Origin of the sequence: Streptomyces sp. NPDC049687, from assembly GCF_044465285.1 — a bacterium.
GTDB lineage: Bacteria > Actinomycetota > Actinomycetes > Streptomycetales > Streptomycetaceae > Streptomyces.
The window spans coordinates 819,754-836,157 of the sequence record NZ_JBITLN010000001.1; the positions used below are offsets into that span (position 1 = coordinate 819,754).

Consider the following 16,404-nt stretch of genomic DNA (forward strand, 5'->3'; position numbering starts at 1 on the left):
GCTCGGTGCCTGCTCGAAGGCATTCGGCGGTGCACGCCCCGATGCCCGGTCAGGCACTTCGGACGGCGGGGCCTCGGGGGAGTCCTGCGGGGGAGGACTCCCCCCGCCCTCAACTGACAGGCGCGACCGCCCAGTACAGGTTGGCGTCGAGCACCGGTTCGTGGGCACACCATCGGGCCGGCCTGCCGTCGCTCGGCAGATCGGAGAACTCCCCATGCGACGAATCCAGAGAACGATCAGAACGCTCGGGGCAGCAGCACTCGCGCTCGGTGCGCTGGGGGCCAGTGCCGCAGGAGTACGAGCGGACGACACCGACTCGGGCACGGTGCGACCGCCGGTCGCGGTCAACCAGGCGGCCTGGGCCACCGGCACCGACCGGCAGAACGCCGTCATCGCGTACTGGACCAGTGAGGACATGGCCCTGTGGAACGCCAACAACACCGACTACGGCGTCGACGGCCCCAACTACAGCAATCTGGACGAGGGCCGCATCTGGAGCCGTCCCGGCGCGGTGCACCAGACGGTCGGGCGACTGTACTACCGTCAGACGCTGGCCTGGCCGGCCACCACCCGGCCCAGCCGGCCGGGGGACGCGATCGGCACCGTGGACTCGACTCAGTGGTTCCATGTCGACTCCACCGGCGCCTACGTGCCGGCCGACACCACCGCGGAGCACATCTTCAAGGACAGCACGACGGTGACCGCCGTCGCGGACGGGACCACCACCACGGTCCGCACCGTCGCCTACCCCACCGAGTGCTCGGCGAACGCGGTGGACAGCGGCAACGGCAGCACCGTCCTGTCAGCGGGCCACTGCGTGGCCAATCCGCTGGCCGTGGTCGCGCTCGGCTCGCTCACCGGCACCATCCAGAAGGGCTCGGTGAGCGCCACCGACGACGCGTGGATGTTCATTCCCGGCTATGACGGCACCAAGGTCGGCCTGGACCAGGCCCCCTACGGGCTCTGGCCCGCCACCGCCGTCTACACCACCGCGCAGTGGAACGACTTCGCCACGCTGAACCCCAACACAGTCAACCTGTCCAACTTCAACTACGACGTCTCGGCACTCACCGTCGCCGACCCGACCAGACCCGGTGTGCGCCTGGCGGATGTCGTGGGCTCCCAGCACGTGGCCTTCAACCAGCCCTACAACCAGACCATGTTCGCCTTCGGCTACCCCAACGAGGGCAGCTGGGACACCGTCAGCACACCTGTTCCGGCACCGGGTCAGGAACCGGACACCACCCGTCAGATCTCGCGCTACCGCTACGACGGGCGCTCACTCGTGGAGTGCAACGGCAGCACCTGGAAGGACTTCATCCTGAAGACCGACTATGAGATGACCTGCAACATGACGGGCGGCGCCAGCGGCGGCCCCTGGTTCCAGAACTTCGACCCGGTCAGCGGCACCGGCACTCAGGTCGGGGTGAGCTCCACCAAGTACCCGAACTTCGTCGGCGGCGAGGGGGTCTGGATGATCGCCCCGCACTTCGAGGACAACGACCAACTGCTCTACGACACGGTCCAGCACCTCACGCCCTGACCATCCCGGCGGTCAGGGCAGGCCCTGAGGCGGCGAAAGGGAAGCCCGCCTCCCTGTCTGCGTTCCCGTCACGGCCACGCGGGAACGGGAGTTCGGCACCACTCGGCCCGGCGGCGAGGGCGCCGGCACGGACGGCGGCTCGCAGGACTCGGGCGGCGTCTCGGGGAACGCCGGCGGGTCGCGCGGCACCGGCGGCGGTGGGGCCGTCACCGCCGCCCGCACCGATGCGACCATCTCGATCGCCACGACGGTCTCCGCACATGACTCGGCCAGGGCGGCCGGCTTCTGTCGCCGTCCCGGGTGCCACGGGACCGCCGTCCCTGAGGTGACCCACCGCGTGATGGCCGGCACGGCACAGGCCGCGCATGTCGGTCGGGTGCCGATCACAGACAGCCGAGCACCTGACCAGCAGCCCCCTCTCCACCGAGCCGGGAAGGGCCGAGGGCGGCGTGACCGAGGTCCATGGCCTGTCCGCACCTCGGCATGACAGGGGTTGTGCAAAACGTTTTGGATCCTTAGCGTCCGGTTCGGACGGAAAGGATCCGCATGACGCGCCGACTGATCGTGACGTCCTGCTCGGTGCTCGTGATGCCGGAGCAGGGCCCCTGCCGAGTGGAGACGGACCAGGACATCCTGGTCGAGGACGGAGTGATCGCCTGGCTGGGCCCGGCGGGTTCCGCGCCGGAGGCAGCCGGGGCGGAGACCGTGGACGGTACGGGACTGGTCGCCGTGCCCGGGCTGGTGAACGCCCACACGCACGGCCCGATGACGCTGATGCGCGGCGCCGCCGAGGACGTCAGCGTGGAGGCCTGGTTCAACGAGCGGGTATGGCCCATGGAGGTCAACCTCACCCCCGCCGACATCGGCCTCGGCGCGGAGCTGGCCTGTGCGGAGATGCTGCTCAGTGGGGTGACCACGTTCGCCGACCACTACTTCCACGCCGAGCGGATCGCCGACGCCGTCGTGCGTACCGGTATCCGGGCGGACATCGCGCCGACCTACTTCAGCAGCCGGGGCCGCGCGGCCCTGGAGGAGAGCGCCGAGACCGCCGCCGCCCTGCACGGCACGGGCGACGGACGGGTCACGGCGTCACTGGGCCCGCACGCGCCCTACACCGTCGAGGACGCGGACCTGGTCCGGGTCGCGGAGCTGGCCCGGGAGACGGGCCTGCGCATCCACATTCACGCCGCCGAGCATCTGGAGCAGACCGAGTCGAGCCTGGCGCGGCGTGGCATCACCCCGATCGGGGTGTTGGAGCGGACCGGGGTGCTGGACGCCGGGGCGCTGATCGCGCACGGGTGCGGAATCGTCCCGGACGACCTGCCGCTGCTGGCGGCGCACCGGGACCGTACGGGCGTGGCCTGCTGCCCGAAGGTGTATCTGAAGCACGCCCTGCGTCCGCTCACTCCGGTACGGAACCTGCTGGACGCCGGTGTCGCCGTCGGGGCCGGGACGGACGGGGCGGCCGGGCACAACACGCTGGACGTGTGGGAGGCGATGCGGCTGGTCGCGCTGACCCAGAAGCAGTCGGAGCGGGACGCCACCTGGATGACGGTCTCCGACACGGTCCGGCTGGCCACGCGCGGCGGAGCCAGGGCGCTCGGCCTCGGGGACCGGATCGGCGCGCTGGAGCCGGGCCGGGCCGCGGACATCGTGCTGGTCGACCTGGGCGGAGCGCACTGCCGGCCGGTGCACGACCCGGTGGCGGCCCTGGTCTACAGCGCGCGGGCGAGCGATGTGCGCACCGTCGTCGTGGACGGGCGGGTCGTGGTGCGCGACGGCCGGCTGCTGACGGTGGACCTGCCGGGGCTGCTGGCCGAGATCGAGGCACGCGTGCCCGCGCTGCTGGACACCTCGCACGGCAGGGCGGTGCAGCACTATGACCCGTGAGCAGGACGAGGACGCGGGACGGCGCCGGGCGCGGCGGCCCGCGTCGATCAAGGACGTGGCGGCCGCCGCCAGGGTCAGCCCGACCACGGTGTCGCACGTGCTGAGCGGCAACCGGCCGGTCGCGGAGGAGACGGCCGAGCGGGTTCGCTCGGTCGTCAGCCGGCTGGGGTACGTGCCGGCCTCCACGGCCCGCAACCTCCAGGCCGGTTCCACCAACGTCATAGGGCTGCTGGTGCCCGACATCACCAACCAGTTCTTCGCCGAGCTCGCCAAGGGCGTCGAGGACGCCGCCCACGACATGGGCTACGGGGTCATCCTGTGCAACACCGAGTTCGACCCCGACCGTGAGGACCGCTACCTGGAACTGCTGCGCGGCCGGTTCATCGACGGCATGGTGTACGCGTCGGGCTCGCCGCCCTCCCACGGCCGGCTGGCGTCGCTGCTGGGACGGTTTCCCATCGCCCTGGCCGACGAGGTCGTCCCCGGTCTGCTGGAGCAGACCATCCTGGTCACCGCCGACCACCGCGCGGGCGGCCGGCTGATCGGGCAGCACCTGCGGGAGCTGGGCCACCGCCGGGTGCTGGCGATCAGCGGGCCGGTGGACCTGGTCAGCAGCCTGGAGCGGATCTCCGGTTTCCGGGAGGCGTTCGGCGACGCGGGCGTCACCGAGGTCGAGGGCGCGTTCGTCGAACGGTCCGGCTACGACCTGGTCGCCGCGGCCCTGGACGGCGGCGGCCCACGTCACTTCACCGCGGTGTTCGCCGCCAACGACCTGATGGCGCTCGGCGCGGTCGCCGCCCTGGAGGACGCGGGCCTGCGTGTCCCCGACGACGTCTCGGTTGCGGGCTTCGACGACATCATGCTCGCCTCCCGTGTCCACCCCCGCCTCACCACCGTCCACCAGCCCGCCTACGACGTCGGCCGCACGGCCGGCGCCCAACTCCTGAGTTACGTCCATCGGGACGAGGTGCCCCCCGCCTCCCGGCACATCCTGCCGGTCCGGCTGAAGGTCCGCGCCAGTACGGCGCCCGTGCGCCCGGCCCGCTGACCGGGGCACAGCCGCCCCACCACCTCACACCTCACACCTCATATGAAGGGTCGTGCAGCGATGCCCCATGTCCTCGTCGTGGGCGAGTCCTGGTTCACCCACTCCGTCCATCAGAAGGGGTTCGACTCCTTCTTCACCTCCGAGTACGTCGAAGGCGCCCAGGTCTTCCTCGACGCGCTGCGCGACCGCGGTCACACGGTGACGTACGTCCCGGCGCACGAGATAGCGAGCAGAGTGCCCGCCACCGCCGAGGGCCTGGAGCCGTACGACGTCGTCGTGATCAGCGACGTCGGGGCCAACAGCTTCCAGCTCACCCCGCAGACCTTCGCCCACTCGGTCCCCGCGCCGGACCGCACGGAACTGCTCCGGGGCTACGTCGAGCGCGGCGGCGGGCTGCTGATGGTGGGCGGCTACCTCACCTTCACCGGCATCGACGCCAAGGCCCGCTGGGGCCGCACTCCGCTGGCCGCCGCGCTGCCGGTCGCCCTGCACGACCGGGACGACCGCGTGGAACTGCCCGCCGGGGCCGCGCCACGGGTCCTCGCCCGGCACCCGGTGGTCGACGGGCTGGACGCGACCTGGCCGGATCTGCTCGGCCTCAACGAGGTGGCGGTACGGGACGGCGCGGACCTGCTCGTCGAGTGCGCAGGCCATCCGCTGCTGGCGGTGGGCGGCTACGGCGCGGGCAGGTCGGCGGCCTTCACGTCCGACCTGGCGCCGCACTGGGCCCCGCCCGCCTTTCTGGGCTGGGAGGGCTATCCCGAGCTGTGGGACCGCCTGGTCCGCTGGCTGGCCGACACCCCGACAGAGGAGGCCTGATGGTCACCGCCCACATCTCGGCCGCCCCCGGCGACTTCGCGCCGGATGTGCTGATGCCCGGCGACCCGCGCCGAGCACGCCGTATCGCAGAAACGATCCTTCAGGACGCCCGGCTGGTCACCGACGTGCGCGGCGTCGAGGGATACACCGGAACGTACCGAGGGGTGCCCCTGTCCGTGCTGGCCTCCGGTATGGGAATGCCGTCCGTCACGATCTACGCGACCGAGCTCTTCCGCTTCTACGGCGTGCGCCGCATCGTGCGAGTGGGCACCGCGGGCGGCATCCCCGCCTCGGTGGGGCTGCGGGACGTCGTCGTGGCCACCGCGGCCCACACCGACTCGGCGATGGGCAGCCGACGTATCGACGGAGTGCACCTCAGCCACGCCGCTTCCTTCGACCTGGCCGCGGCAGCCGCGCACGCCGCCGAGGCCGGGGACGGAGCCGGACCGCGCGCGCACATCGGGCCGGTGTTCACGACCGACCACTTCTATCTGGAGCGTCCGGCGCTGTTCGAGCGGCTGGAGGCGCACGGGACCCTGGCCGTCGAGATGGAGGCCGCGGGCCTGTACGCGACCGCCGCCGCCGAGGGCGGCCGCGCGCTCGCCGTCCTGACGGTCAGCGACCACGTGCGCCACGCGGAGGCGCTCACCCCGGCCGAGCGGGAGACCGACTTCGACAGGGCCGTCACCATCGCGGCCACCGCACTGCTCCCGGAAACAATCTCCTAACGGGAGAGAGCACAAAGACCCGTAGCCAAAACGTTTTGCATTGCATAGCTTTCGGCCAGCGCCTAAAAACGGACCCCACAGAGAACCCGCCCAGAGAACCCCGCAGAGAAAGAGAATCCAGACGATGAACAAGATCAGAATTCTGGGGGGCGTCGCCGCGCTCTCCCTCACCCTCGCCGCATGCGGCGCCTCGACGGACTCCGGCTCCGCCCAGTCCGGAAAATCCGGCAAGCCGAGAATCAAGTTCGTCATCAACGGAAACCTCGGCGACCGTTCCTTCTTCGACTCCGCGTACGCGGGCCTGAAGAAGACCGAGGAGGACCTCGGCTACAGCCTGAAGGTCGTCGAGCTGGGCAGCGACCGCACCAAGTGGTCCTCCGGATTCGAGGACGCCGCCGCCGGCGACGACTACGACGTGCTCGCCGCGGGCACCGTCGACACCGTCGGCTTCATCTCCAAACTGGCCCCGGAATACCAGGACAAGAAGTTCTGGCTCTTCGACGGCTCCGTCGACTACACGGGCAAGAGCGGCTGTTCCAACAAGTGCACGAACGTCTACTCGGTCACCTTCAAGCAGAACGAGGCCGCTTATCTCGCCGGATTCCTCGCCGACAGACTCGTCGCCGCCAAGTCCCTTCCCGGCAGCGCCGGAAACGGGAAAGTGGGCGTGATCGGCGGAGTCAAAATACCGGTCATCGAGGACTTCGTCATCGGCTTCAAGGCAGGCTTCAAGGCGGCAGGCGGAAATCCGTCCTCCGGTGTCCTCGTGCAGTACGTCGGCGGCGACAACCCGTTCGGCGACCCGGCGAAGGGCAAGCAGATCGCCTCGGCCATGTACGGGCAGGGAGCCGAACTGGTGTGGCCCGTCGCCGGATCGTCCGGGCTCGGGGTGTTCGAGTCGGCCGTCGCCGCCAAGCGGTACGCCTTCGGCGTCGACTCCGACCAGTACAAGACGCTCACCGACCCCGATCAGCGGCAGACCGTCGTCACCTCCGTCCTCAAGAACGCCGGCAACGCCCTCTACCTGGCGGCCAAGGCGAACAAGGCCGGCACGCTCGCCTACGGGAGGACCGCCGCCGTGGGCCTGGCCGAGGACGGCGTGGGTTACGTGGACAACGCGAACTTCGACAAGCTCGTCCCCGCCGCCGTACGCGCCGAACTCAAGGCGCAGGCCGCGAAGGTCAAGTCCGGTGCCGTCAAGGTCCCTTCGGCCTTCTGACCTCCGAGGATCACTGGTGGAACCCATCGAGGAAACCGACGCGACCGTGCACAAGGCCGCGGAACACGCCCCGCCCGCCCTGGCGGCCACGGGGCTGGGCAAGACCTACCCCAACGGCACCCGCGCCGTGAGCGACGTCGACCTGTCGGTGCCCGCCGGCGAGATCAGGGCCATCGTCGGGCAGAACGGCGCCGGCAAGTCCACTCTGATGAAGCTGCTGTACGGACTCGAACAGCCGTCGGCCGGGCATGTCAGCGTCCATGGCAGGCGGGTCAGGTTCTCCAGCCCGCAGGACGCCATCGCCCTCGGTGTGGGAATGGTCCACCAGAACCTCATGCTGGTGCCGTCGTTCACGATCGCCGAGAACGTCGTCCTCGGCGTCGAGCCGGGCCGACCGGGCCGCGTCGACCGCGTGGCCGCCGCCGAACGCACCGCCGCACTGGCGGAGGAGGCGGGGCTCGCCGTCGACCCGGCGGCCAGGGTCGATCAGGTGTCCGTGGGGATGCGCCAGCGCGCCGAGATCCTCAAGGCCCTTCACCGCGGCGCCCGTGTCCTGATCCTCGACGAGCCGACCGCCGTACTCACCCCGCAGGAGACCACCGACCTGTTCACCGCGGTCCGCAGGCTGCGCGACTCGGGCATGACCGTGCTGTTCATCTCGCACAAGCTCAAGGAGGTGCGGGAGATCAGCGATCGCGTCACCGTCATGCGCGCCGGTTCGGTGATCGCGACCGTACGCACCGAGGAGGCGACGCCCGCGCGGCTCGCGTCCATGATGGTCGGCCGGGACATGTCCCTCGACGTGGGCAAACCTCCGGCGCGGCCCGGAGCGGGAGTCCTGCGGGTGCGGGGGCTCTACGGCCCGTCGGTGCACGGCGTGTCCCTCGACATCGCGGCCGGTGAGATCGTCGGCCTCGCGGGCGTCGAGGGCAACGGCCAGACCGAACTCGTCGAACTGCTCGCGGGACTGCGCCGCCCCACCGCCGGATCGGTGACCGTGGACGACGCCGATGTCACCCATCTCGACGCGGCGGGCCACCGCCGGGCCGGCGTCGCCCACGTACCCGAGGACCGGCTGTCCAACGGGGCGGCCCTGGACAGCTCCATCGCCGACAACCTGATCGTCGACCGCCACGACCGGCCCCCCGTCGCCCGCCGCGGCATCCTGCGCACCCACCGCATACGCGAGCTGGCCGAGGATCTGATCGGCCGTTACGCGATCCGCGCCCCGCATCCCGACGCGACGGCCGGTGCGCTGTCCGGCGGCAATCTGCAGAAGGTCGTCGTCGCCCGTGAACTGTCCGCCCGCCCTCGTCTCCTGCTCGCCGCGCAGCTGACCCGGGGCGTCGACATCGGCGCCATGCACTTCATGTACGAGCGGCTCGTCGAGGCCCGGGACGCGGGCGCGGCGGTGCTGCTGGTCTCCGCCGACCTCGGTGAACTGCTCGCGCTCTCCGACCGGTTGCTGGTGATCAAGGACGGTCGTCTCGTCGCCCGCTTCGACGACCCGGCCGGGCTCACCGAGGAGGCCACCGGCCTGTACATGCTCGGTGTGGAGCGGCATCCGGACGAGCGGATCACGGCAGGTGTCCGATGACCTCGACCCTTGAACCCGAAGCGGAACAGCGGGGGCGGCCCGAGACGCGGGGACGCCGGGAGTTCCTGGCCACCCGGCGGCGTACGGCGGCCGTCGAGCTGACGATGACGGTGCTGACCGTCGCCGTCGCCGTCCTCATCGCCCTCCTGGTGGTCCTGGCCACCGGCAAGGACGCCACCGGCGCACTGAACGCCCTGCTCACCGGCCCGCTGGAGCGCACTCCCCGGATCGGCCGCTGGCTCGCCGACGCCACCACCCTGGCGCTGCTCGGACTGTCCGTCTCGATTCCCTTCCGGGCCCGGCAGATCAGCCTCGGCGCGGAGGGTCAGGTGTACGCCGGCGCCCTGGCGAGCGCCCTGGTGGCGATCAACCTTCACCTGCCGCCCGTCGCCGCCGTCCTGGTGCCGCTCGGCGTCGCCGCGCTCGCCGGCGGCGCGCTGGGCGCGGTCCCGGGGGTGATGAAGGCCCGCCTGGGCGCCAACGAGATCGTGGCCACCCTGATGGTGAACGCCGTCGTCGTGCGGGTCTTCGACTATCTCCTCACCGACCGCATCAAGGCGCCCGACAGCAGCGCCGTGCAGTCCGCCCCGGTGCGGCCCGACTCGGCGCTGCCGCTGCTCTCGGACTTCTTCGGCGTCCCCCTGGACCAGGCGAACATCGGCCTCTTCGGCATGCTCGCGGTGGCCGCGGCCGTCTGGCTCCTGCTCGCCAGGACACCGCTCGGCTACCGCATCCGGATCACCGGCTCCAACCCGGACTTCGCCCGGTACGGCGGCATCGACGTACCGCGCACCATCGAGTGGAGCTTCGTCATCGGGGGCGCGCTGGCCGGACTGGCCGGGGCGCACCTCGCCCTCGGAATCTACGGCGGGCTCCAGCCCGACATGGCCGGCGGCCTGGCCTTCGAGGGCATCGTCGTCGCCCTGCTGGGCCGCAACAACCCGGTCGGCGTGGTCGCCGCCGCGCTCCTCTACTCGTACCTGCGCGTCGGCGGCGATGTGATGGAGCAGCAGACCGACGTCGGCTCCGAGGCCGTGACCATCATCCAGGCGGTCATCGTGCTGCTCGTGACCGCCCGGGCGCTGCCCGAACTCGTCAAGCGGTACCTCGCCCGAAGGGAGGCCCGCTGATGGGCCCCGTCCTCGACGTCGTGCTCAGCGCCGGATTCCTCGCGGCGATCCTCGGGGTGTCCACGCCGTACGTCCTCGCCGCCCTCGGTGGTCTGCTGGCCGAGCGGGCCGGAGTGCCCAACATCGCCCTGGAGGGCTCGATGCTGACCGCCGCCTGCACGGGCGCGCTGGTCGCCGGGTACAGCGGCTCGGTGTGGGCCGGGGCCGCCTGCGGGATCGCCGCGGGCGCGCTCCTGGCCCTGCTGCTCGGCGTGCTGCACCTGTACCTCGGCGCGGACGCCATCATCGCGGGCATCGGCCTCAACCTCCTGGCGGCGGGCGCGACCGCGTACACCGTGTACGCCCTCCTCGGCGACAAGGGCGGGACCAGCCGACTGCACAGCGGGGCGCTGCCCTCGGTCCGTCTGCCCCTGATCGAGGACGTTCCCGGTCTCGGCTCGGTGCTCAGCGGGCAGAACGTGCTGACCTGGGCCGCCCTCGCCGCCGCTCCCACGGTCTCCTGGCTGCTGTACCGGGCGCGGTTCGGCTTCCATCTGCGCGCGGTCGGCGAGCACCCCGAGGCGGCCCGCTCGGTCGGCATCCACGTGCACCGGGTCCAGTTCCGCGCACTCGCGCTCAGCGGCGCACTGGCCGGGGCGGCCGGAGTGTTCCTGAGCATGGGCGCCGTGTCCTTCTTCGTCACCGGCATGACCGCCGGCCGCGGCTATATCGCTCTGGCCGCCGTCTTCCTCGGTGCGCTCCGCCCCTGGGGCGTCTTCCTCGCCGCCCTCGGCTTCGGCGCCGCCGAGGCCCTCGCCGTCCAGCTCGGCAACCTCGCCGTCCCGTCCCAGCTGGTCTCCGCGATCCCGTACGGCTTCACCCTGCTGACCCTCGCGTTCTTCGCCTGGCGCCGCCGTCGCACGTCCCGCACCGCTCCCGCATCACCGCCCGGCCTGCCCACCTTGGAGACCCCATGAGCATCCGCGCCGTCCGCGCCCGCGCCATCGCCACCGCCGTCGTGCTCGCCGCGCTCCCCGCCCTCGTCGGCACCCCGGCCGCCGCTCAGGACAACGGAATACGGCTGGACTTCCTCGGCGAGCGGGAACTACCGAACGCCGTGACCTTCCAGGGCACCACCGTCGGCGGGCTGTCCGCCATCAGCTACGACGCGAGGACCGGCACGTACTACGTGATCAGCGACGACCGGTCGCAGACCGGCCCCGCCCGCTTCTACACCGCTCACGTCGACTTCGCCGACGGCGCCCTCAAGGGCGTCGAACTCACCGGCACCCACCCCTGGCTTCGCCCGGACGGCACCGTCTTCCCGCCCACGTCGACCGCCACCTCCACGGTCGCACCCGACCCGGAGGGCATCGCCGTCGACCCGCGCGACGGCGACCTGGCCTGGACGAGCGAGGGCGAACGCATCGTCCCGTCCGACGGCCCGGCCCTCCTCGGCGACCCCTGGATCCGCCGCGCCACCACGAACGGCGCCCACACCGGACAGCTCCCGCTGCCCCCTCAACTGCACATGGATTCGCAGGACTTCGGCCCCCGCAAGAACCAGACCCTCGAAGGAGTCACCTTCACCCCGGACGGGCGGCGGATCGTCACAGCCATGGAGGACCCCCTCTACCAGGACGGCGACGACCCCACCCCCGGGCATGGCGCACTCACCCGGATCACCGTCCACGACGCACGCACCGGACAGCCGCTGGCCCAGTACGCCTACCCCCTGGAACCACTGTTCGCCGCGCCCCCCGCGGGCAGCACCGACACCAACGGCGTCAGCGACATCGTGGCCCTCGGCCACGACCGCTTCCTGCTCCTGGAGCGCGCCTCGATCTACAGCGACAACAACTGGAAGGCCCGCATCTACCTGGTCGACCTCCACGGTGCCACCGACGTCCTCGGCCGCGACTCCCTCACCGACCCGTCCGCGCGGCCCGTCCGGCCGGTCCGCAAGACGCTCGTGACCGACCTGTCCGACGTGGCCGGGCTGCCCCGGGTCGACAACGTCGAGGGCATCACCCTCGGCCCCCGCCTCCCCGACGGCCGCCGCACCGTCGTCCTGGTCTCCGACGACAACTTCGCCGCACGCCAGGTGACCCAGTTCATCGCCTTCGCGGCCCACGGGATCTGAGGTGTCGGTCCCCGGTTCGCGACGGTGCCGGCCTCGTCCACGTCCGCGGACACGATGACGCGCCGCGTGACCGGTTACGGGGCCTTTCCGCTCTGACCTGGCGCCGTCGGCCTCGCCCGTAGGGCGAAGCGCGACGGCGCCGTCAGTGGCCGGGGCACCCAGGTGCCGGCGTCAGCTCCTGGTCCACTGCTGGTTGCTGCCGCCGTTGCAGTACCAGACGTCGACCGACGTGCCGTTGCCGGTGCCCGCTCCGGCCGCGTCCAGGCAGAGCGCCGGGTTCGCGACGCTGGTCACGGAGAGGTCCGCGTTCACGTTCCACTGCTGTGCCGCCGCGCCGGTGCAGTCGGTGATGACCACGGGGTCTCCCGCCGTGGCTCCGGTGCCTCCCACCGTCATGCACTTGTTGCCGTAGACGGTGAGCTGCTTGTCCGTGTCCCAGTTCCAGGACTGGTTGCCGCCGGCGTTGCAGTCCCAGAGGTCGAGCTGGGTGCCGTTGACCGTGCTGAAGCCGGGCACGTCGACGCAGCGGCCCGAGCCCACTCCGCGCAGGACCTCGCCGGGAGGCGCGGGCGGCAGGTTGTTGACCGGCGGGGTCTTGCCGAAGCCGTAACCCCAGCGCAGCAGCGCGACTCCGGTGGCGCTGTTGTCCACGAGGTTGCCCTTGGCGTCGAGCGACTCGATCGAGTAGGCGTCGCCGAAGCGCAGGCCCGGCCAGTACACCAGTCCCATCCCCTTGCTACGGGCGGTATTGGCCACGGCCGCGAGGTACGAGGTGTAGATGTTGCCGTTCCACGCGCCGTAGTTCAGGCCGATGGTCATCGGGGCGCCGGCCTCGTCGATGATGGTGCGGCCGGCGTACGTGCCGAGGCGGGCCTCGAGGTCGGCGACCCATTCGGACTGCTGGGTGTGACTGGCCCAGAAGCCGTAGAAGTGCAGCGACAGCAGCGTTCCCCGCAGGGCACGTGCCGCGCCGACACCGGTGACGTTGTCGTTGTAGCCGGTACCGCTGATCACGACACGGCCGCGCGGGACGTCCTTGTGCTGGGCCAGCCAGCCGCTGGTGACGGACACCCACTGGTCCAGGGTGTAGCCGTGCGGCTCGTTCATGGGCTCGAAGTAGACCCGTGGGTTGTGCTTGTACTCCCGCACCACGGTGTTCCACATCTTCTTCCAGGCGGCCGGGTCGTCCACCAGGCCGTCCTTGCTGGAGTCGGCCTCCCAGTAGCTGACGATGACCTTGTCGCCATAGGCCGTGGCCGCGTCGATCGTCGCCCGGTACGACTTCCACCAGGTGGTGCCCACGCTGGCCGGGTTGATCGGCAGTCGTAGCGTGTTGGCGCCCAGGTTCTTCTTGAAGCCGCGCACCATCTTGTCCGTGGTGCGGTACACCGTGCGGTAGGTGTCGGTCACCGACAGCCCGCTCGGCACCACGGCGTCACTGGCGTAGTTGTCGCGCGGGTCGGCCCAGTTCACTCCGCGGAAGTCACTGGTACCGCCCTTCGACGTGGTGTTCACCGACGCCTGCGCGGCGGCTGACGTGTCGGCGGCCGACTGGGCGAGGGCGGGAGCGGGGGCGCTCAGGAACATGAGTGTCGCACCGAGGCCGGCCATGAGCAGAGTGGCCGGTCTTCTGGACCTCGTAGGGGTCTTGGTCATGTCGTCTCCAGTGACAGGGAATCGCGGAGGGCGGAGTACGGGTTCGTCACCTGAGCCGAGGCACTGATGAACCTGATGAAACCTGGGTCCGGGTACAGACTTGGACCCGCCTGAACCGGCCATGTTTACGTAACCATGGCGGACATTGGCACAGCGCCCACGCGGGTGACAAGACGCATGACGGTTCCGAATACGGCGCGGCCCCCTTGACCGGAGCCGGAGCGGTCCATCGGGCACACCCTCGCCGATCGACCGCCCCGCCCCACGGCAGCCGATCAGTTGACGGATTCCGTCTTCTGGGCCGTGCCCTGCGACCGGGGAGTCGCGGGGTGGGGCAACGGGATCCTCTGCGCGAGCTTGTCGCCCTCGACATCGAGGTCGGGGAGCAGGCGGTCCAGCCAGGAGGGGATCCACCAGGCTTTCTCCTGCGCGAGTGCCATGGTGGCCGGGATGAGTGTCATGCGGATGACGAAGGCGTCGATGAGGATGCCCGCGGCCAGAGCGAAGCCGGCCTGCTTGATCATGGGCTGGGCGTTGAAGATGAATCCGGCGAAGACGGAGACCATGATGGTGGCCGCCGCGACGACGACGGAGCTGGCACGAGCGAAACCGGCGATGGTGGCGTCCCGCGGGGTGGCGCCGTGGACGTGCGCTTCGCGCATGGAGGTGACCAGGAACATCTGGTAGTCCATGGCGAGCCCGTAGAGGATGCCGGTGATGATGATGGGCAGCAGGCTCACGACGGGAGCGGTGGCGTCGAGTCCGATCAGGTCCTGCAGCCAGCCCCACTGGAAAACGGCCGTGGTGAGGCCGAAGGTGGCGGCGATGCTCAACAGGAAGCCGAGGGTGGCCATCACCGGGACCATGAAGGAGCGGAAGACCAGGAGGAGGACGATCAGGGAGAGCAGGAGCACGGTTGCCACGTAGAGGGGCAGGACGTCGGCGAGCCGGTCGGAGATGTCGATCGCGAGGGCGGTGAAGCCGGTGATGCCGATGGCGGCACCATGGGTGTCGCTGATCTGCGGGCTCTTGTTCCGTACGGCGGTGACGAGATCCTTGGTCGCGTCGTCATTCGGGCCACTGCTGGGAACGAGGCTGAGGATGGCCGTGGTGCCGGTGCTGTTCATCCCTGCCAGTGAGACCGCGGTCGCGCCCTTGATGTCCTTCAGGTCGGAGGTGACCGCGGCAAGCGTCGCGGGAGTGAGGGGGTGTTCGTTTGTGGTGGGGCTGACGGCGACCAGGAGCGGGCCGTTGTAGCCGGGCCCATAGGCGTCGCTGACCAGCTCGTAGCTGTGGCGCTGCGGGGTGCCGCTGTTGTAGCTGGCCCCGGAGGGCAGGCCCAGCTTCATGTCGGCGGCAGGCACCGCCAGTATCGCGGGAACCAGGAACGCGGCCGCGAGAGCGGGGTACTTGTGGCGGACCAGGCGCGCTCCCCAGCGGGTTGCCCGCGCGGGCGCGGCGACGGCTTTGCGCTGCCGCGCCGTGTTCCGGGTCCGGCTCGAGCAGATGCGTTCCTTGACCAGACCCAACAGCGCCGGGAGCAGCGTCAGGGCGAGCATGACGGAAATCGCGATCGTGGCGGCGGCGACGACGGCCATGGTGCTGAGCAGAGTGATCCCGACGACCAGGAGCCCCATCAGGGCGATGACGACGGTGCTGCCGGCGAAGAAGACCGCGCTTCCGGCGGTGCCGATGGCGCGGCCGGCCGCTTCGTGCGCGTCCAGGCCGTCGTCCAGGATCAGCCGACGCTGCCGGTTGACGATGAACAGGGCGTAGTCGATGCCCACGGCCAGTCCCAGCATCAGGGCCAGTACCGCGGTGAGCGAGTGGATCTCGAAGACGGTGGAGAGGGTGAAGGCGCCGCCCACCCCCACCGTGACGCCGACCAGGGCGATGACCAGGGGCAGCCCCGCCGCCACGACCGATCCCAAAGTGATCAGCAGGACGACGGCCGCGACGACGACGCCGACGATCTCCCCGACACCGACGACCTCGGGGATCTCCATCATGCTCGCCGACGGCAGGACCTCGAGGCCGCCGGGTGCGGACTCGCCTTCGGCGGCCTCGACGATGCTGTCGATCGTCCCGGAGGGAAGCTCGTATGCCTGCTCGTCGAACTGGAACTGCATCAGCGCCGTCGAGCCGTCGGCCGAGACGGTGACTCCCGCCACCGGCTGACCGTCCGCCTGGAAAGGTACGGGGGTCTTGCCGGAGGACGACTGTCCGGCAGCCCGAGCCACCGCCGCCTGGGCCCGCAACAGTGGGCTGTTCTCCCCCTTGGCGACTTCCCGGGCCAGGACCTTCCTGGCGTCGATGACGTGGTCGTGGCCATAGACGGCGTCCACTGCCGCCGACAGGGCGGTCCGAACGCCCACGTCGTCGATCCGGGCACCGTCCGGGGCCTTGAAGACCAACATGCCCTGGCCCCCGGACGCTTCCGGCAAGGATGTGGCCAGATCGTCGATGACCTTCTGGGACGGGGTGCCGTCGATGCGCACCTCGTTGCTGAGCTTGACGGGGCTGGTCGCGAGCAGCGCCACGACGGCCGCCACCACGGCCAGCCAGCCCGCGATGACGTACCAGGGTTTGCCGTAGGCAAACCTTCCCAGCCGGTAGAACAGGACGGACACAGTTCTCTCCCCTCTCCACGCG

The 16,404-nt window shown here is 70.7% G+C and carries 12 protein-coding genes; 10 read left to right on the forward strand and 2 right to left on the reverse strand.

From position 1 onward, the window contains the following. Positions 1–214 precede the first annotated feature (214 nt). The 10 genes from ACIBVL_RS03780 (at position 215) to ACIBVL_RS03825 (ending at position 12,096) form a co-directional block, all read left to right on the forward strand. A complete protein-coding gene (locus ACIBVL_RS03780) occupies positions 215–1,543 on the forward strand; it encodes a trypsin-like serine peptidase (RefSeq protein ID WP_399091176.1) in 1,329 nt (442 codons plus the stop codon). A gap of 546 nt (positions 1,544–2,089) precedes the next feature. Beyond that, the gene (locus ACIBVL_RS03785) at positions 2,090–3,433 is read left to right on the forward strand and encodes an amidohydrolase (protein ID WP_399091178.1); all 1,344 of its coding nucleotides are present in this window, start codon (positions 2,090–2,092) and stop codon (positions 3,431–3,433) included. Beyond that, positions 3,423–4,481 (forward strand): LacI family DNA-binding transcriptional regulator, encoded by a 1,059-nt coding sequence (locus tag ACIBVL_RS03790; RefSeq protein WP_399091181.1) that lies wholly within the window; start codon positions 3,423–3,425, stop codon positions 4,479–4,481. The genes ACIBVL_RS03785 and ACIBVL_RS03790 overlap by 11 nt, the downstream gene beginning before the upstream one ends. Before the next feature lie 60 nt (positions 4,482–4,541). Then, positions 4,542–5,300 carry a glutamine amidotransferase gene (locus tag ACIBVL_RS03795; RefSeq protein WP_399091184.1) on the forward strand — a complete coding sequence of 253 codons (759 nt, stop codon included), beginning with the start codon at positions 4,542–4,544 and terminating at the stop codon, positions 5,298–5,300. Next, positions 5,300–6,028, forward strand: a complete 729-nt coding sequence (gene deoD / locus ACIBVL_RS03800) for a purine-nucleoside phosphorylase (RefSeq protein ID WP_399091187.1) — start codon at positions 5,300–5,302, stop codon at positions 6,026–6,028. Before ACIBVL_RS03795 ends, deoD begins: the two co-directional genes overlap by 1 nt. A gap of 124 nt (positions 6,029–6,152) precedes the next feature. Continuing rightward, entirely contained in the window at positions 6,153–7,247 is a 1,095-nt protein-coding gene (locus ACIBVL_RS03805; protein ID WP_399091190.1) for a BMP family protein, read from the forward strand. 16 nt (positions 7,248–7,263) lie between these two features. Next, a complete protein-coding gene (locus ACIBVL_RS03810; protein WP_399091193.1) occupies positions 7,264–8,844 on the forward strand; it encodes an ABC transporter ATP-binding protein in 1,581 nt (526 codons plus the stop codon). Next, complete coding sequence (locus tag ACIBVL_RS03815; RefSeq protein WP_399091196.1) at positions 8,841–9,974, forward strand: ABC transporter permease; 1,134 nt, start codon at positions 8,841–8,843, stop codon at positions 9,972–9,974. The genes ACIBVL_RS03810 and ACIBVL_RS03815 overlap by 4 nt, the downstream gene beginning before the upstream one ends. Beyond that, entirely contained in the window at positions 9,974–10,930 is a 957-nt protein-coding gene (locus tag ACIBVL_RS03820) for an ABC transporter permease (RefSeq protein WP_399091199.1), read from the forward strand. The genes ACIBVL_RS03815 and ACIBVL_RS03820 overlap by 1 nt, the downstream gene beginning before the upstream one ends. After that, positions 10,927–12,096 carry an esterase-like activity of phytase family protein gene (locus ACIBVL_RS03825; protein ID WP_399091202.1) on the forward strand — a complete coding sequence of 390 codons (1,170 nt, stop codon included), beginning with the start codon at positions 10,927–10,929 and terminating at the stop codon, positions 12,094–12,096. The genes ACIBVL_RS03820 and ACIBVL_RS03825 overlap by 4 nt, the downstream gene beginning before the upstream one ends. 171 nt (positions 12,097–12,267) lie before the next feature. Here the strand turns inward: ACIBVL_RS03825 and ACIBVL_RS03830 are convergent, their stop codons facing one another. Then, positions 12,268–13,752 (reverse strand): ricin-type beta-trefoil lectin domain protein, encoded by a 1,485-nt coding sequence (locus ACIBVL_RS03830; RefSeq protein WP_399091205.1) that lies wholly within the window; start codon positions 13,750–13,752, stop codon positions 12,268–12,270. Between the two features lie 275 nt (positions 13,753–14,027). After that, on the reverse strand, positions 14,028–16,382 hold the full coding sequence (locus ACIBVL_RS03835) for an MMPL family transporter (protein WP_399091208.1): 2,355 nt from the start codon (positions 16,380–16,382) through the stop codon (positions 14,028–14,030). Positions 16,383–16,404 lie beyond the last annotated feature (22 nt).